Origin of the sequence: Deinococcus metallilatus, from assembly GCF_004758605.1 — a bacterium.
Taxonomy (GTDB): domain Bacteria; phylum Deinococcota; class Deinococci; order Deinococcales; family Deinococcaceae; genus Deinococcus; species Deinococcus metallilatus.
Genome location: NZ_CP038512.1, coordinates 1065112 through 1086627 on the forward strand (window position 1 = coordinate 1065112; position 21516 = coordinate 1086627).

The 21516-nt window shown below is 70.8% G+C and carries 23 protein-coding genes; 11 read left to right on the top strand and 12 right to left on the bottom strand.

Annotated elements, in window-relative coordinates; all coding sequences use genetic code 11:
- Positions 1 to 70 precede the first annotated feature (70 nt).
- From sat to E5F05_RS11105, 7 genes are all read right to left on the bottom strand, one after another.
- Complete coding sequence (gene sat / locus E5F05_RS11075; RefSeq protein WP_129118685.1) at positions 71 to 1243, bottom strand: sulfate adenylyltransferase; 1173 nt, start codon at positions 1241 to 1243, stop codon at positions 71 to 73.
- Positions 1244 to 1388: 145 nt separating this feature from the next.
- On the bottom strand, positions 1389 to 2108 hold the full coding sequence (locus tag E5F05_RS11080; RefSeq protein ID WP_129118686.1) for a phosphoadenylyl-sulfate reductase: 720 nt from the start codon (positions 2106 to 2108) through the stop codon (positions 1389 to 1391).
- A complete protein-coding gene (cysC, locus tag E5F05_RS11085) occupies positions 2105 to 2650 on the bottom strand; it encodes an adenylyl-sulfate kinase (RefSeq protein WP_129118687.1) in 546 nt (181 codons plus the stop codon). Before cysC ends, E5F05_RS11080 begins: the two co-directional genes overlap by 4 nt.
- Positions 2647 to 4212 carry a nitrite/sulfite reductase gene (locus E5F05_RS11090; protein WP_129118688.1) on the bottom strand — a complete coding sequence of 522 codons (1566 nt, stop codon included), beginning with the start codon at positions 4210 to 4212 and terminating at the stop codon, positions 2647 to 2649. Before E5F05_RS11090 ends, cysC begins: the two co-directional genes overlap by 4 nt.
- 408 nt (positions 4213 to 4620) lie before the next feature.
- The gene (locus E5F05_RS11095; protein ID WP_129118689.1) at positions 4621 to 4866 is read right to left on the bottom strand and encodes a hypothetical protein; all 246 of its coding nucleotides are present in this window, start codon (positions 4864 to 4866) and stop codon (positions 4621 to 4623) included.
- Between the two features lie 92 nt (positions 4867 to 4958).
- Positions 4959 to 5426, bottom strand: a complete 468-nt coding sequence (locus tag E5F05_RS11100) for an Rrf2 family transcriptional regulator (RefSeq protein ID WP_129118690.1) — start codon at positions 5424 to 5426, stop codon at positions 4959 to 4961.
- 26 nt (positions 5427 to 5452) lie between these two features.
- Positions 5453 to 6334 carry a DUF1028 domain-containing protein gene (locus E5F05_RS11105; RefSeq protein WP_129118691.1) on the bottom strand — a complete coding sequence of 294 codons (882 nt, stop codon included), beginning with the start codon at positions 6332 to 6334 and terminating at the stop codon, positions 5453 to 5455.
- 49 nt (positions 6335 to 6383) lie between these two features.
- On the opposite strand from E5F05_RS11105, the gene E5F05_RS11110 reads away from it, so the two are divergent.
- From E5F05_RS11110 to E5F05_RS11120, 3 genes are read left to right on the top strand one after another with little or no spacing between them, the layout of a single operon-like run.
- Positions 6384 to 7103, top strand: coding sequence for a 3-keto-5-aminohexanoate cleavage protein (locus E5F05_RS11110; RefSeq protein ID WP_129118692.1), 720 nt, complete (start codon positions 6384 to 6386; stop codon positions 7101 to 7103).
- A complete protein-coding gene (pyrF, locus tag E5F05_RS11115; RefSeq protein WP_129118693.1) occupies positions 7100 to 7900 on the top strand; it encodes an orotidine-5'-phosphate decarboxylase in 801 nt (266 codons plus the stop codon). The genes E5F05_RS11110 and pyrF overlap by 4 nt, the downstream gene beginning before the upstream one ends.
- Positions 7901 to 7909: 9 nt before the next feature.
- Entirely contained in the window at positions 7910 to 8371 is a 462-nt protein-coding gene (locus tag E5F05_RS11120) for a DIP1984 family protein (RefSeq protein WP_129118694.1), read from the top strand.
- A 227-nt stretch (positions 8372 to 8598) separates the two neighbouring features.
- Here E5F05_RS11120 and E5F05_RS11125 read toward each other — a convergent pair whose 3' ends face one another.
- Positions 8599 to 9879: a replication-associated recombination protein A gene (locus E5F05_RS11125; RefSeq protein ID WP_129118695.1), complete on the bottom strand. Its 1281-nt coding sequence runs from the start codon at positions 9877 to 9879 to the stop codon at positions 8599 to 8601.
- Positions 9880 to 9949: 70 nt separating this feature from the next.
- Here E5F05_RS11125 and E5F05_RS11130 point away from each other — a divergent pair, with 70 nt between their 5' ends.
- Genes E5F05_RS11130 through E5F05_RS11140 form a run of 3 tightly spaced genes read left to right on the top strand, consistent with a single transcriptional unit; the run spans position 9950 to position 12005 of the window.
- Positions 9950 to 10489, top strand: coding sequence for a hypothetical protein (locus E5F05_RS11130; protein ID WP_129118696.1), 540 nt, complete (start codon positions 9950 to 9952; stop codon positions 10487 to 10489).
- Positions 10490 to 10520: 31 nt separating this feature from the next.
- Positions 10521 to 11705 (top strand): hypothetical protein, encoded by a 1185-nt coding sequence (locus tag E5F05_RS11135; protein WP_129118697.1) that lies wholly within the window; start codon positions 10521 to 10523, stop codon positions 11703 to 11705.
- Between the two features lie 18 nt (positions 11706 to 11723).
- A complete protein-coding gene (locus E5F05_RS11140) occupies positions 11724 to 12005 on the top strand; it encodes a hypothetical protein (RefSeq protein WP_129118698.1) in 282 nt (93 codons plus the stop codon).
- A gap of 78 nt (positions 12006 to 12083) precedes the next feature.
- Here E5F05_RS11140 and E5F05_RS11145 read toward each other — a convergent pair whose 3' ends face one another.
- The 4 genes from E5F05_RS11145 to E5F05_RS11155 all read right to left on the bottom strand — a co-directional run bounded on the left by E5F05_RS11145 (position 12084) and on the right by E5F05_RS11155 (position 15513).
- Positions 12084 to 13520 carry a phytoene desaturase family protein gene (locus E5F05_RS11145; RefSeq protein ID WP_129118699.1) on the bottom strand — a complete coding sequence of 479 codons (1437 nt, stop codon included), beginning with the start codon at positions 13518 to 13520 and terminating at the stop codon, positions 12084 to 12086.
- A 39-nt stretch (positions 13521 to 13559) separates the two neighbouring features.
- On the bottom strand, positions 13560 to 14420 hold the full coding sequence (locus E5F05_RS11150) for a M28 family peptidase (RefSeq protein WP_241687131.1): 861 nt from the start codon (positions 14418 to 14420) through the stop codon (positions 13560 to 13562).
- A gap of 8 nt (positions 14421 to 14428) precedes the next feature.
- Positions 14429 to 14737 (bottom strand): hypothetical protein, encoded by a 309-nt coding sequence (locus tag E5F05_RS21625; protein WP_241687132.1) that lies wholly within the window; start codon positions 14735 to 14737, stop codon positions 14429 to 14431.
- 119 nt (positions 14738 to 14856) lie between these two features.
- Positions 14857 to 15513: a hypothetical protein gene (locus tag E5F05_RS11155; RefSeq protein WP_129118700.1), complete on the bottom strand. Its 657-nt coding sequence runs from the start codon at positions 15511 to 15513 to the stop codon at positions 14857 to 14859.
- Between the two features lie 56 nt (positions 15514 to 15569).
- On the opposite strand from E5F05_RS11155, the gene E5F05_RS11160 reads away from it, so the two are divergent.
- From E5F05_RS11160 to E5F05_RS11180, 5 genes are all read left to right on the top strand, one after another.
- Positions 15570 to 17510, top strand: coding sequence for a serine/threonine-protein kinase (locus E5F05_RS11160; protein ID WP_129118701.1), 1941 nt, complete (start codon positions 15570 to 15572; stop codon positions 17508 to 17510).
- Between the two features lie 99 nt (positions 17511 to 17609).
- Positions 17610 to 17927 (top strand): twin-arginine translocase TatA/TatE family subunit, encoded by a 318-nt coding sequence (gene tatA / locus E5F05_RS21910; RefSeq protein WP_129118702.1) that lies wholly within the window; start codon positions 17610 to 17612, stop codon positions 17925 to 17927.
- Between the two features lie 100 nt (positions 17928 to 18027).
- On the top strand, positions 18028 to 18885 hold the full coding sequence (locus tag E5F05_RS11170; RefSeq protein ID WP_241687133.1) for a DegV family protein: 858 nt from the start codon (positions 18028 to 18030) through the stop codon (positions 18883 to 18885).
- Positions 18885 to 20384 (top strand): YifB family Mg chelatase-like AAA ATPase, encoded by a 1500-nt coding sequence (locus E5F05_RS11175; protein WP_129118703.1) that lies wholly within the window; start codon positions 18885 to 18887, stop codon positions 20382 to 20384. Before E5F05_RS11170 ends, E5F05_RS11175 begins: the two co-directional genes overlap by 1 nt.
- 100 nt (positions 20385 to 20484) lie before the next feature.
- A complete protein-coding gene (locus tag E5F05_RS11180; protein ID WP_129118704.1) occupies positions 20485 to 21501 on the top strand; it encodes a hypothetical protein in 1017 nt (338 codons plus the stop codon).
- Positions 21502 to 21516 lie beyond the last annotated feature (15 nt).

A 21516-nucleotide genomic window follows, 5' to 3' on the forward strand; every position in this document is an offset into this window, starting at 1 on the left:
CCCTCCATTGGATTGAAAACAGTGAACACGGTTCCAGTGAGGGCCGTGCATGGCCCGGATGGGAATGGAATTAACCCTGCGCGGCGTACGCTTCGCGGAGCACTTCGGCCACCTCGGGGCGGGTGAATTCGGTGGGCAGGCGCTCCCCGGCGCGCAGCTTCTCGCGGACTTTCGTGCCGCTCAGCACCAGGTGATGCTCGCTGCCGTGCGGGCAGGTGCGCGGGCTGACGAGCTGGCCGCAGGTCTGGCAGTAGAAGGTGTGTTCGAACTTCAGAATCTTGAGGCCCAGTTCTTCCTCGGTGAAGTTCCCGAAGATTTCCTGCGCGTCGTAGGTGCCGTAGTAGTTGCCCACGCCCGCGTGGTCGCGCCCCACGATGAAGTGCGTCACGCCGTAGTTGCGCCGCGACAGGGCGTGCAGGATCGCCTCGCGCGGCCCGGCGTAGCGCATGGCCGCCGGGTACACGCTCAGCAGCGTGCGGGCCTGCGGGTAGTAGCGGTCCAGCAGCACCTCATACGCCTTCACGCGCGTCGCGGCGGGCACGTCGTCGCCCTTGGTCTGCCCCACCAGCGGGTGCAGCAGCAGGCCGTCCACCAGTTCCAGCGTGACCTTGTGCAGGTACTCGTGCGCCCGGTGAATCGGATTGCGCGTCTGGAAGGCGACGGTGGTGCGCCAGCCGCGCGCCTCGATCACTTCACGGACCTCGGCGGGGGTGCGGTGGTGGCGGGGGAAGGTGCCGCGCGGCACCTCGAACAGCGTCACCGGCCCGGCCAGGTTCACGTCCCCCTGGGCGTAGAGGGCGGCCACGCCGGGGTGCGCGGCATCCTCGGTGCGGTACACCTCGCGCGCCTCCAGGCTCTTGCGTGCGTCGTAACGTTCCTGCACGTCCAGCGTGCCCACGGGTTCGCCGCCGCGCGTCAGCACCACTCGGCCCGTGTACTGTCCGGCCTCTTCCCGGTTCACGGGCAGCGTGATCGGAATGCTCCAGGGCGTGCCATCCGCCAGCCGCAGGTGCTCGATCACGCTCAGGTAGTCGGCCTCGCCCAGAAAGCCGGTCAGCGGCGAGTACGCACCCGTCGCCAGCATTTCCAGGTCGGCGGAGGAGCGGTCCGAGAGTTCCAGCCGCGGCAGCCCTTGCAGTTCAGCCGGGTCGAAGTCGTGTCCGGGGCGCTGCACACGGTTCACGAGGGTGCCTCCCAGGGGCGTGGGCAGGAGGATGGGGGAGGAGGAGGGGAGAGTCGTCATGGGGGAACCTCGTCAAGAAGAAACAGTGGATGAAGTTGGTCAACTTTTGGGGGAAGCGGAGGGCAGAGCGCAGAGAGCAGAGGGCACCGGGAGCGATTGCTTTTGCTGGAGCAGGTCAGGCCCTCCGCCCTTTGCTCTCAGCGCCCTACAGGGCATTCCCCCCCGCCCACAGCCCGCATTCCGTCTTGCCCTTCCCGGCCCAGCGGCCCGCGCGGGCGTCCTCACCGGGGCGGACGGCGCGGGTGCAGGTCCAGCAGCCGATGCTCAGGAAGCCGTCCCAGTACAGCGGGTTGACGGGCAGGTCGTGTTCGCGGGCGTAGGCTTCCAGCCGCTCACGGGTCCAGTGGGCCAGGGGATTGATCTTGACGCGGGCGCCGCCAGCCTCCACAAAGGGAATGTCGGCGCGGGTGGTGGCCTGGTCGCGGCTGCGGGCGTTCAGCAGGGCGGAGGGGGCCTTTTCGCGCAGGTAGGCCTGGAGGGGCGCCACCTTGCGAACCGCGCAGCAGGCGTCGGGATCGCTGGCGTACAGGTCGGGCGGCGTCTGCCCGTCTTCGGGGTGCGCCCCCGCGTTGAGCGTCACGAAGGTCATCTCAGGGTAACGTGCCGCGAGGCAGTCCCGGGTGGCGAGCGTCTCGGGAAAGTGGAAGCCGGTGTCCACGAACACCACCTCGCCCCGGTAGCCTGCCCGCGCCGCGAGATCGAGCAGCACCACGCCGTTCAGATTGAACGCACTCGGCATCAACAGGTCGGGGTGCGCGGCGAGCGCGCAGCGGATCACGTCGAGCGGGTCAGTGTCGGGCGTGAAGGTGGGCAGGCCGGGTTGTGTCAGGCGGCTGGCCTGTGAGCGGTCTTCCAGCGCCGTCATGCGCCGTACCCCAGATGGGTGAGCAATTGCCGCAAGCCCTCCTCCACGCTGATCCGGTCGGTGCGCAGGTGCAGGTCCGGGTTCTCGGGGGCCTCGTAGGGGTCGGAGACGCCCGTGAAGTGCGGAATCTCGCCCGCCAGCGCCTTCAGGTACAGGCCCTTTACGTCGCGCTCGGTGACGACTTCCAGCGGGGCGTCTACAAAAACTTCGGTTGGATTGGGCAGGGTGGACAGCACCTCGCGGCGCGTCTCAGCGTAGGGGCTGATCGCGCTCACGAGGACGGTCACGCCGTGTCTGGCGAGCAGGCCCGCCACGAAGGCAATGCGCCGGACGTTGGTGTCGCGGTCCTGCTTGGAAAACCCCAGCCCCTTGCTGAGGTTCTCGCGCACCGCGTCTCCGTCGAGCAACTCCACCGCGACGCCACGCGCCGTCAATTCGTCATACAGGACGCTCGCCAGCGTACTTTTGCCCGCGCCCGACAGCCCGGTGAACCACACCACGCGGCCAGTCCCGACTTCAGGACGGTTCAGGGTCGCGGTCATGCGGGCACGACCTCCCGTTCCGGCTTCAGGACGGTGTCGGGCGTGAACCGCTCGTGGCCCACCCGGTCGGCGTACTCCACGAAGCTCTCGCCGGGCAGCTTGCCGCTGCGGAAGTCGCCCAGGACCGCCTCCACGTACTCGTTCAGGCGCACGGCGGGCACGAAGCCCTTCAGCTTGTCGCCCGTCCGCTGGGCTTCCCCGATGCTCCCGGCGAGGTGGACCTGATAGACCTCCTCCTCACCGCCGCGCAGACTGCCCATGAAGCCCAGGTCGGCCACCTGGTAGCGCGTGCAGGCGTTCGAGCAGCCGGTCAGGTTGATGGTGAAGGGCACGTCCAGGTCAGCGAACTTCGCCTCGATATGCTCGACGAGGTTGGCGGTGCGCGCCTTCGTCTCGGTCAGGGCCAGGCGGCAGAACTGGGTGCCGGTGCAGGCGATGGTGGTGCCGCGCAGCGTGGTCTTCGGGGCGAGGTCGATGGCTTCCAGCTCCGCTGTCAGCGCGGCCACGTCTTCGGACTTCACGTGCGGGATCATCATGTTCTGGAAGGCGGTGGTGCGCAGCACGCCCTGGCCGTAGCGGTCGGCCAGGGCGGCCAGCCTGCGCGCCTTGTAGGGGTCGATACGGCCTACCGTCGTCGCCACGACCACGTAGTTCAGACCGTCCTTCTGCGGGTTCACGCCCAGCACGTCGTTGCCGCCGAAGCGGGCCACCGGGGCGGGGGGACCGTCGCGCAGCGGGCGGCCCAGGTACTCGGTTTCCACGATCTCGCGGAACCTCTCCGGGCCGATGTCCTTGATCAGGAACTTCAGGCGGCTCTTCTTGCGGCTCACGCGGTAGCCGTGGTCGCGGTAGGCGGCGGCGATGGCGCGGCCCACCTCCACCACTTCCTCCGGGCGGACGAACACGCCCAGCCGTTTGGCGAGGTGCGCCACCGCCCCCAGGCCGCCGCCCACCCACACGTCGAAGCCGACCTCGTCGCCCACCCGGTGCGCCAGGAAGCCGATGTCGTTGACGAGGTGGATGCCTTCCAGTTCGGGCGTTCCGGTCAGGCTGATCTTGAACTTGCGCGGCAGGTCCTGAAAGTCGGGGTTGCCGCTCAGCGTCCCTTCCATCGCGGCAGCGATGGGGCGCACGTCGATCACCTCGCGGGCGTCCAGTCCGGCCAGCGGCGAGGCGATCACGGCGCGCACGGTGTCACCGCAGGCGCCCTTGGTGTGCAGCAGGCCGACGGGTTCCAGGCGCCTGAAGATTTCCGGCACCTTGTCGATGGTCAGCCAGTGGAACTGGAAGGCCTGGCGGTCCGTCACGTCCAGAAAGCCGCGCCCGTAGTCTTCCGAGATGCTCGCCACCACGCGCAGCGTGTCCGAGTTGAACTCGGCGGTGGGCACCTTCACGCGCATCATCAGGTAGCCGTCTTCCTGCGGGCGCTGGGGATAGATGCCCGCCCACTTCAGCAGGTCGGTGTGTTCGGGGTTGATGAATCCCTGCGCCGCGTACTGCGGGATCAGGTCGAAAATCTGGAACGGCGGAATCTCTTTTTTCAGGGCTTCGATGTCGCTCATAGGGATGCTCCGTGGCGGTGAGAGTGGAGGAGAGGTGACGGGGCGGCCAGGGTCAGCAACATCGCCGGGCCGCAGCCAGCCGGGGCATTCGCGGGGGAAGGAGCGCGGGCCACAGATTCATTGACAAAAAAGGTAAGCTTTTATGGCTGATAAAACAAGTCAACTAAGCCGGGTTGTCTCGACGGGTGGATGGAGGAGGGGTGAGGTCATGCCACCACCCGCGCCCCTCGGCCGCGCGTCTGGTGAACCGGGCAAGAATGCGGGCCTGAGGCCCCGGCTGCTTGAGGACGAATTCTGTGCCAGGGATGACCCCCGACCAGCAATACCGCATCTCTTCGCATCCAAAACCCGTAAACTGCTCTCCCAAACATCCTTGAGCTGCCCTCAGTCAAGCCCTAAACGGAGTGCTTACTCGACCAGTTCCCCCAGCCTCACTAGGCCGTCACGCAGGCCTGCGCGGTAGGCCCGGTCCACCATGTCCTGCACAGGGGCGTACAGGTTCAGGTCCGCCTCGCTCAGCGTGAGGCCAGGGAGTTGCCCCTCCATGATCTGACTCACGCGTAGGCTCACAATGCCGTCCAGGGGCGAGAGTTGGAAGTCGGGTACTTCATGCTGAGCTGTGCTCTTGATGCTGGGCAGGTCATCTGAGGCCATACCGGTAGGATAGATGGCAGAGACACCTCAAGAGGAAACAGTAGCTATTCCTATCCTCAGCCCTGGTCTGTGCCCTCTGCAGACCTGTCCTCTCACGCATTCGGCTTCAGCAGATGCCCCAGGCAATGCCCGTAGCTCACACCCTGGCGCGCGTCGATCACCAGGTCTTCGACGCTGAATTCCTGCAACACGCCCAGCATCGCGTCGCGCATCCGGGTGTAGACCGTGGCGCGGGCGTGGCAGCGGTCCTCCTCGACACACGGCTCATGCCAGTTGAGGCTGATGCAGGAGAGGGGCGCGACGGGGCCATCGATGGCGCGCACCACCTCGCACAGCGAGATCAGCCGGGGCTTGCGGCTGAGGGCGTATCCGCCGCCGATGCCCTTTTTGCTCTTGACGATGCCCTTGGCGGTCAAGGCGGCCAGAATCCGCACCAGGTAGGGGCGGTGGACGCCGGTCGCCTCGCTGATCTCCTCGCTGGACACCCAGCGCGTCAGCTCCTGCGTGCCCAGGAAGCCCAGCGCCTGGAAGGCATAGACATCGGTGGCCGAGAGCCGCATGGGAAGAAGCTATCAGCAATCAGCCATCAGCGGTCAGCCGCGCCGTCTTGAAGGCTTTCCCCGAACCTTTCCCGCAGATAGTCCAGCGCCACCGGGTCGAAGCGCCCGCCCGGTACCCAGCGTTCCTCCAGATTCTCGGTGCCGTACAGGGCCCAGGCTGCCGCCTCCGTTTCGGCGTCCCAGGGACCAGCGGGGAGGGAAGTGGCGTAGTCCTCATAGATCAGCAGGGCGCGCAGCCATTCCAGTTCTTCTCCCGTCAGTTCACGGGTGGTTGTGGGCCGCCCGAACAGCAGGTCGTGGAGGCCCAGCAGCCGCTCCAGTTCCGCGCAGGGGTCAGGGTGGTCGTCGGCGCGCAAGTTCACCCAGTCGTCGGTCAGCCCGCCGTACCCGCGTCCCGGCCCCACGCACAGCAGGGCCGCCGACTGTCGTCCGCGTTTGTCGCCGCCCGCCGCGTCCCCGGCTTGCAGCGCGGTCAGCAGCCGATGGGGGAGAGGCTGCCCCGCACCCGCCTCCCACGCCGCGAGCATCGCTGACACCACCTCCGGCCCCGTCAGGATGTTGCCCTGTACGGCCATGTTCTCCCGCGCCTCGCCGCCCGCCCAGGCATGACAGCCCTCTCCCGTGAAGGTGACGCTGCGCCCGTCCGCGCCCACGATCCCGAACTGCCGCTGCCGGATAGCGGGGTCCTCGGCCTGAAACTGCCCGGCCACTTCCTCCGGCCCCAGGCCCGAGGCGAGCAGGCCCAACCCGTCCGGCCCGTAGTTGGGATTCACGTAGCTCTGGGTGGCGACGGCGCCCACGCCCGCCCACGCGAACGGGACCAGCGCGCCCACCGCCAGAAACTTGCTCGCCACCGCCACACCCAGGTCACCGGTGAGAGGATCGCGGCCCACGATGGAAAAGGTCATGGGCCGAGCGTAGCAGCCGGGGTGGTGGGCCGGGCGGGTAAGCTGACCCATGCGTCTGAAGTGCTGCCTGAACGGCAACCGTCCGCCCGGAAGTCATCCGGCGTTGCCCGTGACCCCGGCGGAACTGGCACGGGAAGCGCGGGCCAGCGTGGTGGCCGGTGCGGAGGCTCTGCACCTGCATCCCCGTGACCCCGCAGGCCGGGAGTCGCTGGAGGCGGAGGTGGTCGCGGCGGCCCTGATCTCCGTGCGCGCCGCCTGTCCCGGCATTCCGGTGGGCATCTCCAGCGGTTTCTGGATTCTTCCGGAGGTCGAGGGGCAACTGGCAGCTGCCCGGGCCTGGGACGTGCGCCCCGATTTCGTGTCGGTCAACTGGCATGAACCGCACGCCGTACCCCTGGCCGAGACGTTGCTCGCGCTGGGCATGGGCGTGGAGCCGGGCCTCTGGAACGTGGAGGCGGCGCAGGCCTTTCTCTCCTGGCCGGGACGGGACCGGGCGCTGCGGGTGCTGATCGAACTGCCCGACCGCGAGGGCACGCGGTCGGAAGTGGAGGCCATCCTCGCCCTGCTCGACCGCGCCGGAGTCCCCACACCCCGCCTGCTGCACGGCGCGGGCCGGAGTGCCTGGCCCCTGCTGCACGAGGCGGCCCGCCGGGGGGTCCAGACCCGCATCGGGTTGGAGGACACCTTGACCCTCCCGGACGGTACGCTCGCCGGGGGCAACGCCGATCTCGTGCGGGCCGCGCGGCGCGTGTTAGCCTCGCCCGGATGACCTTCGTCGCCGCCGTCACCGACCGTACCCGCCGCCTCCAGACCCGGCTGTGCGTGGGCCTCGACCCCCGCGCGAGCGCCTACCGGGACGCGGCGCACCTCCGCGCGCACACGCTGGACGTGCTGGAAGCCGCCGCGCCCTACGCCGCCTGCGTCAAACCGCAACTGGCCTTCTTCGAGGCGCTGGGCCTGCCGGGGTTCACGCTGCTGGAGGAAGTCTGCGCCGCCGCGCGGACCCTGGGGCTGCCGGTGATTCTCGACGGCAAGCGCGGCGATATCGGCTCGACTGCTGCCGCCTACGCGCAGGGCTGGCTGACCGGGCCGCACGCGGGAGACGCGCTGACGGTGAACCCCTTCCTGGGCTTCCAGACCCTCACGCCCTTCGTGGAAGCGGCCCGTGCGAACGGCGGCGGCCTCTTCGTCCTGGTCAAGACCAGCAATCCCGACCAGGCGGACCTTCAGGGGCAGGGCATCAGCGAGCGCGTGGCCGTCGAAGTGGCCCGCCTGGACGCGCAGGAGCAGGGCGAATACGCCAGCGTCGGCGCGGTGGTGGGGGCGACCCACCCGCAGGACCTCGCCACCTTCCGTGCGCTGATGCCGCGGGCGCTGCTGCTGCTGCCGGGGCTGGGCGCGCAGGGGGGGACGGCGGCCGAGCTGGCGCCAGCCTTCCACCCAGGCGGGACGGGTGCCCTCGCCAGCGCCAGCCGCGCCGTGCAGTACGCGGACGGGCTGGACGTGGGGGCGAGCCGGGAGGCGGCGCGGCGGCTCAGGGACGAGTTGAACGCGGTGATGCCCTAATCTGCCCCCATGAAACTCGCGGAGGCCCTGATCGACCGCGCCGACCTGCAAAAGCGGGCCGCGCAACTGGAAGCGCGCATTCTGGCGAACATGCAGGTGCAGGAAGGCGACCTCCCCGCTGAGGACCCTCTCCTCCTGCTAAATGAGTTCCTGACCGTCGCGGCGGCGCTGGAAAGCCTCTTGCCCCGCATCCACCGCGCCAACCTGACGACCACGCTGGAAGGCGGCGGCCTCACGCTGACCGAAGCTCTGACGCGCCGCGACATGCTCGACCTGCGCCTGCGCGTGCTGCGCGGCATGGCCGAGGCCGCCACCCTGAAACAGACCCGCTACAGCAACAGCGAGGTCAAGCTGGTGGCCGTGGTCCCCGCCCGCGACCTCCAGAAGCAGGTGGACGCCCTGGCCCAGGAGCGCCGCGAACTGGACACCCGTATCCAGCAGACCAACTGGTTGACCGACCTGCCCGAATAGCTCAGAGTGAAGGCGGGGGCGCGGGCGGCGGGCGGAAGCCAACCCCGCAGCAGGGTCAAGCTGCAACCGTATGGCGACGCGGGGCTGCGTCCGGGTTCGACTCCCGTTTCACACGTCACGCCCAGCACGGTTCACTCTTCACCTCGCACACGTCACACCTCACGACCACGGTTTCGACGTCACCCGCGCCCCCCGAATGCCACTTCCCCCGCTGGAGGTGGCGTTCTTTACTCGTCCGTCCCTTCCCCATGCGCCTCCCGCAGCTTTCGCCACCGCTCGGCCACCCGAGCTTCCCAGCCCTCGCCGGTCGGTGCGTAGAGGTCGAGCCTCACGCCGTCCGGGAGGTAGTTCTGCTGGAAGCTGCCTTCCGGGTCGTCGAAATAGTAGGCGTACCCCTGGCCGTACCCCTGCGCGCGCATCAGCGAGGTGGGCGCGTTGCGGAGGTGAACCGGTACGGGCAGCATCTCGCCTTCCTGCACGGCGCTGCGGGCTTTTTTCCACGCGACGTAGACGCTGTTGCTCTTGGGCGCCAGGGCGAGATACACCACCGCCTGCGCGAGCGCCAGTTCGCCTTCCGGGCTGCCCAGAAACTCCATTGCATCCCGCGCGGCGATACACAGCCGGAGGGCCTGCGGGTCGGCCAGGCCGATGTCTTCCGACGCCATCCTCACGATCCGCCGGGCGACGTAGAGGGGGTCGGCGCCGCCTTCTAGCATCCGGGCCAGCCAGTAGAGCGCGCCGTCCACATGACTGCCGCGCACACTCTTGTGCAGGGCGGAAATCAGGTTGTAGAAGTCCTCGCCGTTCTTGTCCATCGCCGGGAGGTGCCGCCCGAACGCCTCCGTCACCGCTTCGGGGGTGACCGGGTTGGCGAGGGTGGCCGCCACCTCCAGCGTGCCCAGCGCCCGCCGCGCGTCGCCCTCGGCCAGCCGCGCGAGCAGGTCCAGCGCCCCCTCGGAGGCCGTGACACCCGGCAGCCCGCGGGGGTCCGCGAGTGCCCGTTCCAGCAGGCCGCGCACCTCCTCCTGGGTCAGTGCCTCCAGCACCAGCGTCCGCGCCCGTGAGCGCAGCGCCGGATTGACCTCGAAGCTGGGGTTCTCGGTGGTCGCGCCGATCAGGGTCAGCAGGCCGGATTCGACGTGCGGCAGCAGGGCGTCCTGCTGCGCCTTGTTGAAGCGGTGAATTTCGTCGAGAAAGAGGATGGTGCGCTGGCCTCTAGCCCGCAGCCGCTCGGCCTCGGTCACCGCCTCGCGCACGTCTTTGACCCCCGCCGACACCGCCGAGAGCGGGATGAAATGCGCGCCCACCTCGGAGGCGATCAGCCGCGCCAGCGTCGTCTTGCCCACGCCCGGCGGTCCCCAGAAGATCAGCGAGCCGAGGCGTCCGCTTTGCAGCAGGCGTGTGAGCGGTTTGCCCGGTCCCAGCAGGTGCCCTTGCCCCACCACTTCTGCCAGCGTGCGCGGGCGCAGGCGTTCGGGGAGGGGGGCGGGCGGGTCGAAGAGGGTCACGGGGGGAGGATAGCGAGCTTCCGTCGTCAAATCTGCGTGCCCTTTCCGGGAGGGCCGGGTACAGTGCCCTATGCCCCTCAAGCGCGTCGGTGCGGCGGCGGCCCTCGCCTTTCTGCTTTCCGGCTGCGGCCTTGTTTCCCTTCCGGAGAGTCGGCCAGCGGACATTTACTTCGTCAGTACCCTCGCCCCCGGCGAACTCACGCCCGGGATGGTCGCCTACATGGCCGAGAATCAGTTCGGCGCCCGGACCATGCCCGGCTTGCCGTACCGGGGCATGACGATTGACGGGGACGCTATTTACCGGGGAGTGTCGCCGCGCCTGCGCCTGCAAGTGTTCGTGTCTTCCCGCCGCCCCGACTGCCCCCTCGTCCCGAGTGGCCGTGAGGGCGTCAGGCCAGCGCTGCTGTGCGACGGGCCGGGCGGTGGGGTGGTGCTGGCGGAAGCCGTCCTCCAGCCGAACGTCTCCACTGCCTTCCACCTCCAGGGCGAGGAACTGGACCGCGCCGCGCGGAACAAGACCCTCTACCTCGGCGTGCGCGTGCTGGAGGGGCAGCTCACCCCCGACGAGTGGGTGGAGGTGAAAAACATCGTGGTGCGCGGGCGGGTGTAGCTTCCTTTCCCGGGCGGCTATCCTGCCCCCTATGGACATCGCAGAGCGTTACATCCGCCTCGCCCACGCCATCGACGCGCACTCGGAAGGCTTTATCGACGGCTACGGCGGCCCGCAGGAATGGGCCGACCGGACGCGCCGCGACCCCGTTGAACTCCGCGCCGAGGCCGAGGCGCTGCTGGACGAGGTGGCGGGGGTGGAGGACGGCGCGCGGCGGGCCTTCCTGACCGTGCAGGCGCGGGCGATGCACACCATGACGCGGCTCCTTTCGGGCGAGACGCTGCCCTACGCCGAGGAAGTGCGCGGCCTGTACGACATCGAACCCGTGCGGGCGGACACGGTGGAACTGGAAGCGGCGCTGAAGGCACTGGACGCGGCGCTGCCCGGCTCCGGTGCCCTGGAGGGGCGCGAGGAGGCGTTGCGGGCGCGCGTCGTTGTCCCCAAAAACGACATTCTGCGCGTGGCGGAACCCATTCTCGCCGTGCTGCGCGAGCGGACGCACGAACGCTTCGGCCTGCCGGAAGGGGAGAACTTCAGCATCGGCCTGGTGCAGGACAAGCCCTGGAGCGGGTACAACTGGCCGCTGGGGAACCTCCAGAGCCGCATCGACCTCAACACCGACCTTCCCGTCCTGCTGCCCGCCCTCCCCGACCTGCTGGCCCACGAGGGCTATCCTGGCCACCACACTGAACACGCGACGAAGGAAGCGCGGCTGGTGCGGGAGCGCGGCTGGCTGGAACACGGCATCCAGCTGATCAACGCCCCCGAATGCGTGGTCAGCGAGGGCATCGCCGTGAACGCTCGCGCCGCCCTGCTGGACCGTGAGGAGCTGGAAGCGTGGCTGACGGGTGAGCTGTCGGAGGTGGCCGGACTGGACCCCGACGACGTGGCTGCCTACCTGGGGGCCAGCCGCGCCCGCGAGGGGTTGAAGAACGTCAGCGGCACGGCGGCCCTGATGCTGCACGGGGACGGCGCCCCCGAGGCCGAGGTGCTGGCCTTCCTGAAGCGGTACAACGTGGCGAGCGAGGAGCGTGCCCGCCAGAGCCTGCGCTTCATCTCGCAGCCCAACTTCCGCGCCTACATCTTCACCTACAGCGTGGGCGGCGAGATGGTGGAAGGCTGGGTGGGGCAGGCCCCTGGCAACTTCGCGCGCCTGCTGCAAGAACCCGTCACGCCCGGCCAGCTCCGGGAAGCGGTGGGGGCCGGGGCGGCCTGAAGCGGGCACAATGGCCCCATGGACCTGACAGAGCTTCAGGCGCAGATCGAACGGGAAGGCTTTCCCCCCGGCACACGAGTCACCACGCGGTCTGAACCCGGCGGGCAGGTCTTCCGCGTGACCCGGGGAGACGGTGAGCACGGCCTCGAAATCCTGCTGACGGGTGAGGCGAGCAAGATGTACGGCGAGGGACCGACCGTCGCCCTGGTGCTGGGCCGCCTGCGCGAACGGGCCGAAACGGGCCTGCCAGTCGCCCCGGCCCCCGGCGTCTACGTGCGTGAGGTGTTCGTGGGGGACTGAGGGGCAGTGAGTGGTAAGTCGTCAGTGGTGAGTGGATGGGCTGCCATCTTTTCCCGCTGGCTCCTGCCCACTCACCACTCACCGCTTCCCGAACACGTCCCGCAGTGCCGCCCGCGCCGCCCAGTACCCGCTCATCCCGTGAATGCCGCCACCGGGGGGCGTGGCGCTGCTGCACAGGTACACGCCGGACACGGGCGTCCGGTACGGCGTGGGGGAGGGGACAGGGCGGGCGAGCAGGCCCCACAGGTCGCCCCGCCCGCCGTTCACGTCGCCGCCCTGGAATACGGGGCTGAAGGCCTGGAGTTGCCGGGAATTCGTGAGGTGCCGCGCCAGAACGAGGTCGCGGAAGCCGGGCGCGGCCCGCTCGATCTGCGCCTGGATGACCTCCGCGTACGTGTCCGGCGTACCCGGCGGTGTATGCGCGTAGGCCCAGAGGATGTGCTGTCCGGCAGGCGAGCGGGACGGGTCGAAGAGGGTGGGCTGCGCCGCCAGGACGTAGGGCCGCTCCGGGGCCACCCCCCGCGCCACGCTCGCCTCCGCGTGGGTGATGTTCTCCAGCGAGCCCCCCAGATGCAGCGTGCCCGCACGCCGTAAGGAGGGATCGCGCCAGGGGACCGGGCCGCTCAGCGCGTAATCGAGTTTCAGCAGGCCGGGGCCGTAGCGGTAACGGCGCAGCCAGGCGCGGTAAGAGGGAGTGGCCCGGTCCCCCAGGAGAGCCAGCAGCACGCCCGGGCTGGAATCCACCAGGACGGCGCGGGCCGGGGGCAGGTCACGCATTGAGCGCACCTCCACCCCCGTCTCGATCTCGCCGCCCAGAAAGCAGAGGTGGGCGGCCAGCGCGTCCGCGAGGGCCTGCGCGCCGCCGCGTGGAAAGGGCCACTGGGCGGCGTGCGCCAGCGTGCCCAGCAGCAGCGCCGCCGCGCCTGAGCTGGGCGTGCCGAGCGGCAGATTCGAGTGCGCCGCCAGGCCCGCCCACACCGCCCGCGCTTCCGGCGTTTTCAGAAGCCGGGCCGTCCACGTGGCCGGAGGGACCCCCCGCACCCCGAAGCGGGCCAGCGTCAGCGGATGCCGGGGCAGCCGGGGCAGAGGCTTCAGCACGTCGTCCAGCAGGCCGCGCCAGTCGTCCACCAGCAGCCCGAAGAGGGCCAGCCACGCCTCAGCGTCCTCCCCGAAGTTCTGCGCCGCTGTCCTCAGATCGCGCTCCACGACCACGCCCGTCCCATCCTCCAGCACGTGACCGAAGGGGGCGTCCGGCTGCACCCACGTCAGCCCGAAAGCGTGCAGCGGCCACGCGCGGAAGGCGGGCGAGGCGAACCCCAGCGGATGAATCGCGCTCCCCACGTCATGCACGAAGCCGGGGAGGGTCAGCCCGGCGCTGCTCAGTCCCCCGCCCACCCGCGCGTGACGCTCCAGCACCCGCACCTTCAGCCCGGCCCGCGCCAGCGTGACGGCAGCGGCCAGGCCATTGGGGCCAGCACCCACGATCACGGCATCGAAGGGGTGGGAGGAAGGCATGCCTGGAGCCTACAGGCTGAGCGCAACGAACGCCTGCCGTCACTTCCCGGCGGAGGCCACACTCAGCACCGCGTCCACCGCTTTCAGGGCCGTGTCCACCGCCCCCCGGATGAGCGCCGGGTCCGCGAGCGTGTCTCCCGGCTGGTGATAGTGCTCGTCCAGTCCCCGGTGGAAGAACAGGACCGGCACCCCTGCCTGGGAGAACGGGGCATGGTCACTGTCTCCGCCTGCCCGGAAGGTCCCCAGCGTCGGTACCGCCTGCCTCGCGGCTTTCACCAACTCGCTGTCCCCGCCCACCGCCAGGGGCATGACGTTCACGCCCACCATGTCGAAGTTGAACATGGCCTTCAGGTGCTGCACCACGCCGGGGTGGTCCTTCACGAACACCCGCGAGCCGCGCAGCCCGTCCTCCTCCCCGTCGAACAGCACGAAGGAACTGCGGGCGGCGATGGGGGTGTTCACCGCCCGGCGGGCCAGTTCCAGCACGGCCACGCTCCCCGAGAGGTTGTCGTTCGCGCCCGGCGCCCCCGTGACAGAATCCAGGTGTCCGCCGAACAGCCAGTCGGGTTGCGTCACGCCCGACTTGAAGGCCACCACGTTCACGCCGCGCACCTCACCCTCGTGCACGCGCACCCGCAGGGTGACGGGCTGGCCTTCCCGCAGGGCCGCGCCCACCGCAGGCGTGACCGCCAGCACCGGCAGGACCGTCCGCTCCCCCAGGGTGCCGTGCAGGTCCCCCGCCTCATTGTTCACCACGATCAGACCTGCCGCGCCCGCCGTCAGGGCATTCCTGGCCTTCTGGCCGAAGGGAATCTGACCGCGGTTCACCACGGCCACCTTGCCCCGCGCGTCCACCTTCTGGAAGTCCTCGGCCGTGCCGACGCCGGGAACGAGGATCACCGGCGCACTTACCTCGCCCCCGCCGTGCCCTGGAGGGCCAGACCGGAAAGAGGCCGGTCCCCCACCCGCACGTCCGAGCCGAGGTCGTCGAAGCGGGCGTAGGTGAAGTCTTCCCGCCGGGTGTCGTACCCCAGGGCGCGGAACTGCTCCTCGAAGTAGGTGCGGGCCTGCTCGCCCGCCGCGCTGCCAGTCACGCGGGGACCGAACTTTAGAACGGTCGCCAGGTCGCTCTCGACGGTCGCCGGGGCGGCAGAACCCAGCGCCGAGGAACACAGCAGAGCCGCGACCAGCGCGGCCCGCAGTCCGAATTGAGGCATGGAGACAGCAGAACACGGGCGGGCATGAGTTGCACGCGGCGAACATGAGCCGAGGCTCTGACCCGCGCGCGGCCTCCCGCGTCCCGCATCGTCCCCCGAAAAGCCGCTTAAAGCTCAGGTCACCCCTGAAGAAACGCTTTCATCGAGCCGACGATCTTTTCCAGGTTGCCCACAGAGGCCATCACGTCGCCTGCATTCTCGAACACGTGGTCAGTCCCTTCCAGAACAAGAACCGTCGTTCCAGCCGCAGCGAGTTCATTGAGCCAGTCCGTCTGATAGTGAGGGTCCTGCGTGCCGATCACGACCAGGGAGTGAGCCCCCCGCTGCCTGATGCTTTCCCGAAGCTCCGGGCGGCTGAGCAGCGGCGTGAGCCAGATCAGGCGTGCCTGGGGCGGCAACGGCTCCTCCGTCAAGAGGAGATGCAGGCCCAGGGTTCCCAGGGACTTGGCGACCACGCAGAGTTGCGAGGAATTCCGCGCACCTCTCGCCGCAGCCAAAGCAGCCGCGAAGTCCGCTCTCAGCCATTCCTGCGCTTCCTCTTCGGAAACATTTCTGAAGGCCTCGCTGGCGTAGCGGGTTTCCAGGCCGAACGTGTCAAAGCCCAGCTCATCCAGCAGCAGGGCGGAATAACGGAGCCCCGGGTGCGCGAGGCCGTAGCCCATGCCCGGCAGGAGCAGCCCCAGTCCCGCTGGTTCGGTGTCCTGCCGCCGGTAGCGGTGCTCCAGCGGTTCATTCCGGTAGCCGCGAACCTCCAGCTCTACACGTTGGGAGGACATACCTCAGATGGTATATGTCCACTACGGCTCTGCCCCCCGGCGCTACACTCCCCCCAATGGAGATCGGCGCGACCCTCAGTGACCGCTACGAGTTGCGCGCCCTGCTCGGTGAGGGTGGCAGCGCCCGGGTCTACCGCGCCCACGACACCCGCCTCGACCGCGAGGTGGCCGTCAAGGTGCTGCATGCCCACCTCCCCGAAGGCGACCGCGCCCGCTTTCTGCGCGAGGTGCGGACGCTGGCCCGCCTGACCCATCCCGGTGTGGTGCCGGTGCTGGACCTGGGCGTGACGCGGGAGGCCAGCGGCGCGGAGCGCGTGTTCTTCACCATGCCGCTGCTGACCGGCGGCCCGTTGACCGCCCTCGGCCCGCTGGAAGACGCGCCGGGACCGCTGGCCCACTTCCTGACGGCGGCGGCCTTCGCCTCCCGCGCGCTGGGCTATGTCCATGCCCAGGGCATCGTCCACCGCGACCTGACGCCGGGCAACGTGCTGCTGGACGACGCGCGGATGCCGCGCATCATGGATTTCGGGCTGGTGGCGCTCAGCGAGCATTCGCGGCATCTCACCCGCAGCGGGGTCACGCTGGGGACGCCCGCCTACATGGCCCCCGAGCAGGCGCGCGGCGTGGGCGTCGGGCCGCGCAGCGACCTCTACGCGCTGGGCGCCGTGCTGTACCGGGTGGCCTGCGGCAGCCCGCCCTTCGTGGGCGACAGCGACCAGAGCGTGCTGTTCCAGCATGTCTACGAGAAGGTGCCCGATCCGCGCGACCTCAACCCCGCCGTGCCGGACGCCGTGGCGCGGGTGCTGCTGGCCCTGCTCGCCAAGCGCCCGGAGGACCGCCCGGAGAGCGGCGAGGCGGCGGCCCACCTCTGGGCGCTGGCCCGGCGGGACGTGTGGGCCGGACATGCGCGCGGGCAGTACCGGGGAGGCCGCACGCGGACGGGCGAACAAGCCGACGGCCCCGCCCGCGTGGAGCAGTTGCGCGAGGCCTGGAGCGTCCCCCTCCCCGGCGAGGTGACCTGGCCCGCCGCCGTCGTGGGGGAGGACGACCTGCTGGCGGTCGGCACGCGCGGCGGCCAACTGGTGCTGATGCACGCCTCGGGGCGGCCCTACGCGACCTACGCCGCCCGCGACGAGGTCACGGCCCCCGCGACCTTTCTGGAGGGCCACATCCTGTACGGCGCGTGGGACGGCACCCTGCGCCGCGTTCGCCTGCAAGACGGACAGGAGGGCTGGCAGCACCAGGCCCGCGCCGAGTTCACGGGTGCCCCGACCCTGTGGGGAGGCCGGGTGCTGGCCGCCAGCCGTGACGGGCACCTGCACGCGCTGGATGCCCGGACCGGCGAACTCGCCTGGGCCTACCGCGCGGGCGGCCCGGTCGCCGCCTCGCCGGTCGTGTGGGCGGGCGCGGCCCTGCTGTGTGACGAGAACGGCTGGCTGCATGCCCTGGACGCCCGCAGCGGCAGCCCGCTGTGGAAGGTGGAGGTCGGCACCGTCCACGCCACACCCGCCCTGCTGCCCACCGCCCCCGGCGAGGCCACCCTGATCGTGCCCACCTGGCCGGGCGAGGTCCACGCGCTGAGCCTGACGGCCGCGTCGGGCCGCGCGCAGCTCGCCTCGCCCGAACCGGCCCTCTGGACCTACGACCTGGAGGACGAGATCTGGGCCGCGCCCGCCGTCACGCCGGAGCTGGTGATCGTGGCAGGGTGGGGCGGCACGGTGCGCGCCCTGGGCCTGGCGGACGGCGAGGACGTCTGGACCCACACGCTCGAAGGTCGCGTGACCGCCAGCCCGGTCGTGAGCGCGGGCCTGGTGTTCCTCGCCTCCGAGGCGGGTGAGCTGGTCGCCCTGGACCTCCGCAGCGGCGCCGTCCGCTGGCAGCACCGCGAGCGCGACGGCGTGCAGGCGACGCCGCTGGTCGCCGCCGGGACGCTCTACGTCGCCTTCATGAATGGGACATTGCGGGCCTACCGCAACCTGCCTGCGCCGCCGCCCTGACCTTCTCATCCCCTCCTGACGTTTGGCTGGCCTTTCCGGGCATACACTCTGGGCAGGACGCCGCCACCCAGCTCCGTCCACGTTACGGAGGTCAGAACTATGCCCAATATCGGACCCGGTGAACTTCTCGTCATCCTCCTCATCGCGCTGCTGGTGTTCGGCCCCAAGAAGCTGCCCGAACTGGGCAAGAGCCTGGGCGCGGGCATCCGCGAATTCCGCAAGGGCACAGCGGGCCTCAAGGAAGAGCTGGAAGGTAGCTTCCGCGAGACGCCCGCCCCGCCCGTGCAGACGGTGGTGGCGCAGGCCGTCGTGCCCCCCGTCGCCCCCCCGCAGACCGCGACCCCGGTCGCTCCCCAGGCCGTGACCCCCCAGGCGGTGATGCCCGCCCCGGCGAGTGACGACGCGCCGCGTTCCTGACCCCGCTTCCAGGCGCCGCCTCCACTTCCGGGGGCGGCGTTCCCCTGCCGGGCGCGGAGTTGTGGCGCGGACGGGGCGGCGGGGCTGCTAGATTGACGCCGTGACCCGGGAGCGTGTGGCGCTGATCACCGACAGCACGGCCGACCTCGGTGCCGAGGAAAGCGCGGCGCTGGGCGTGACCGTCGTGCCGCTGACGCTGGAGGACGGCGGCGTGGTGTACAGCGACCCCGGCACGCTGATCCGCCCCGGCCTGGAGGTGATGGCGGGCGAAACCCTGCGCGCCCGGATGGTGGTCGGCGCGGCCCCGCGCACGAGCATGGGCACCCCCGAGGACTTCGCCCGCCACTACGAGGCCGCCCTGAATGCGGCCGACTGCGCGCTGTGTCTGCCCATTGCCTCGACCCTCAGCGGGACCTTCACTTCGGCGGTGCAGGCGGCGCGGGACTTCGCGGGGCGGGTGCGGGTGGTGGACACCCGGGCGGTCAGCGTGGGGCTGGGGGCCGCCGTGCGCCAGGCGCGGGTCTGGCTGGACGCGGGCCGGGAGGTGGGCCACGTGGCCGACGCGCTGACCGGATACGGCGACCAGGTATTCCTGCGCTTCGTGCCCCAGGACCTGCGCTGGCTGATCGCGGGCGGGCGGCTCTCCCGGGTGGCCGGGGCGGCGGCGCGGTTCCTGAATGTCCGCCCCATCATCCGCGCGGAGGGGGGAAAGGTGGAGGCCGTCGCCCGCGTCCGGGGTTTTCAGCCTGCGCTGCGCGAACTCGTTCGCAGCTTCCCGCAGGACCGCGAGGCCTATGTGCTGCATGCCGGGAACCCGCGCGACGCGCGCTGGCTCGCCGGGGAACTCGCGCTGCGGAACGTGCGGGTGCTCGGAACCCGCGAGGTCGGCGCCGTGCTGCTGGTCCACGCGGGACCGGGCACAGTTGGCGTGGCGGGCGTGCCCCCGGTGGTGCCCTGATGCTGGCCCGTGCCCGCAGCGTGGCCCTGATCGGCGTGGACGCCGTGCCGGTCGAGGTGGAGGTGGATGTCAGCCCTGGCCTCCCGGCCTTTACGGTGGTGGGCCTGCCCGATCAGGCCGTCAGCGAGGCCCGCGAGCGGGTACGCGCCGCCGTCCGCAACGCGGGCCTGCCCTTTCCCGCCGCGCGCATCACCGTGAACCTCGCCCCCGCCGATCTCCGCAAGGAGGGGCCGCTGTACGACCTGCCCATCGCGCTGGGATTGCTGGCCGCGCAGGAGCTGCTGCCCGCCGCCGCCCTGGCGGACGTGGTGAGTGCCGGGGAACTCGCCCTAGACGGGACCCTGCGGCCCATCGCCGGGGCGGTGAACCTCGCGCTGCTGGCCGCGCAGGAGGGGCGGCCCGCCCTGCTGCCCCACGGCAACGCCCCCGAGGCGGCTCTGATCGACGGCGTGACCGTGTACGGCGCACGAACCCTGCTGGACGCCGTGCGTCACCTGAGCGGGCAGGCCCCCCTCGCCCAGACCCCGCCGCCCGAGCCGGACCCCGGCGCCCCGGCCCCCCTCGACCTTGCGGACCTGAAGGGGCAGACGGCGGCCAAGCGCGCGCTGGAGATCGCCGTGGCGGGCGGGCACAACCTGCTGCTGATCGGCTCGCCCGGCAGCGGCAAGACCATGCTGGCCCAGCGGGCGCCCGGTCTGCTGCCACCCCTCACGCGCGGGGAGGCGCTGGAGGTCACGCGCATTCATTCGGCCGCCGGGCTGCTCGCGGCGCGCGGCGGGCTGGTCGGGCAGGCCCCCTACCGCGCGCCGCACCACACCGTCAGCGACGCGGGCCTGATCGGCGGCGGCAGCGTTCCGAAGCCCGGCGAGGTGTCCCTCGCGCACCGGGGCGTCCTCTTTCTCGACGAGTTCCCGGAGTTCTCGCGCAAGGCGCTGGAAACCCTCCGGCAACCGCTGGAGGACGGGGCAGTGACCATCAGCCGCGCCCGCGCCACCGTCAGCTATCCGGCCCGCTTTCAGCTCATTGGCGCCATGAACCCCTGTCCCTGCGGGCACCACGGCGACCCGGAAAAAGCCTGCACCTGCACGCCCACCGAACGCACCCGCTACGCCGCGCGCCTGAGTGGCCCGCTGCTCGACCGCATCGACCTGATCGTCCGCGTTCCCCGCCTGACGGTCGACGAGCTGACCCGCGCGCCCGACACCGAGGGCAGCGCCCAGGTCCGTGAGCGGGTCGGGCGTGCCCGCGACACCATGCTGGCGCGGCAGGGCACCCGCAACAGCGACCTGGCCGGGCAGAACCTCCGCCACCATGCCCCGCTGGCTCCCGGCCCGGACGCCTTCATCCGCGCCGCCGCCCGGCAACTGAACCTCACCGGGCGCGGCTTTGACCGGGTGCTGCGGGTGGCACGCACCGTCGCGGACCTGGCGGGCAGCGCCGACATCCGCGAGGCCCATCTGGCCGAGGCCGTCACATACCGCCCGCGCGACCTGGGGTAAGGGATTCTCCCATGAAGATGCCGCCGTCCCCTGTTCTGTTAGCCGCCCCGTCGCGGCCAGCTCCTGGCGCGGAAATGGCGACAGGCCTGCGGGGGGCCGCGTGCCCCTGACGCTGCTGCCCGACCTGGGGGACCTGCTGCGGCTGCACCCGCAGTTCAACGCGGGGACGGTCGTGGAGTTGCTGCGGCACCTGCGGGCGAACGGCGTGGGGGGCCAGGAGGTGCTGTGGGCCAGCGGCCCCGACCCCGACCATCCCCTGCGCGACGCCCTGCCCGCCGCGCGCTTCACGGTGCGGGAACTGCCCGGGTCGGGTGCGGACACCGAGACCGACCACGCGCAGCTCATCTCGTTTCTGGAGCAGTATCCCCAGGGCCGCGCCCGGCTGCGCGAGGCGGCGCAGGCCGAACAGGCGTTCGCGGCGGTCCTGACCGCCCCCATGACCGCCCCGCGTGCCTTCAGCGCCGAGGTGCAGGCGGCGGCCCGTGACTACCACGCGGCGATGCGCGCGGCGCTGGGCGAGGGGCCGGGTACCCACTGGCGGGCGCGGCGGCTGGAAGAGGTCATGGCGGCCCTCGCGGCCGTGGAGGACGGTGTGGTGCTCGTCCCGCTGGACGACCTGCCCGACCTGCTGGAACGGCTGCCCGGTGCGCGGCTGCCCGATCTGACGGGCTTCGAGCCGGGCGAAACGTCCCGCCTGCGTGCCCTGGCCGACCGCGCCTGGCAACTGCGCGAGGACGATGACCTGGCGGCGCTGCTGGACGCCCTGGAACGCGAGACGGGGGACACGGTCACCCCGAAGGCCGAACTGGAGGCCGCTGCCGCCGGGGTGTACCTCGCCGTGGGTGACCTGGACAGCGCGCGGGCGCTGCTGGAACGCGCCGCCCACGCCCTCACCGACGAGGTGCCGCGCAGTCTGCCGGGGCTGGTGCTGGCGCGGCTGGGGCAGGTGCGGGACGCGCAGGGGGACCGCGAACTGGCCGAGCGGACATACCGCGCTGTGCTGGCGCTGAATTATGTGCCTCAAGTGGCGCGGGAAGCGGCGGAGGCGGGGCTGCGGGAGCCCTTCCGGCTGGAGGGCCTCGGACCGGCACCGCAGGGGCCAGCTTCTCCGGGCTGAGGGGTCCGCCTCCAG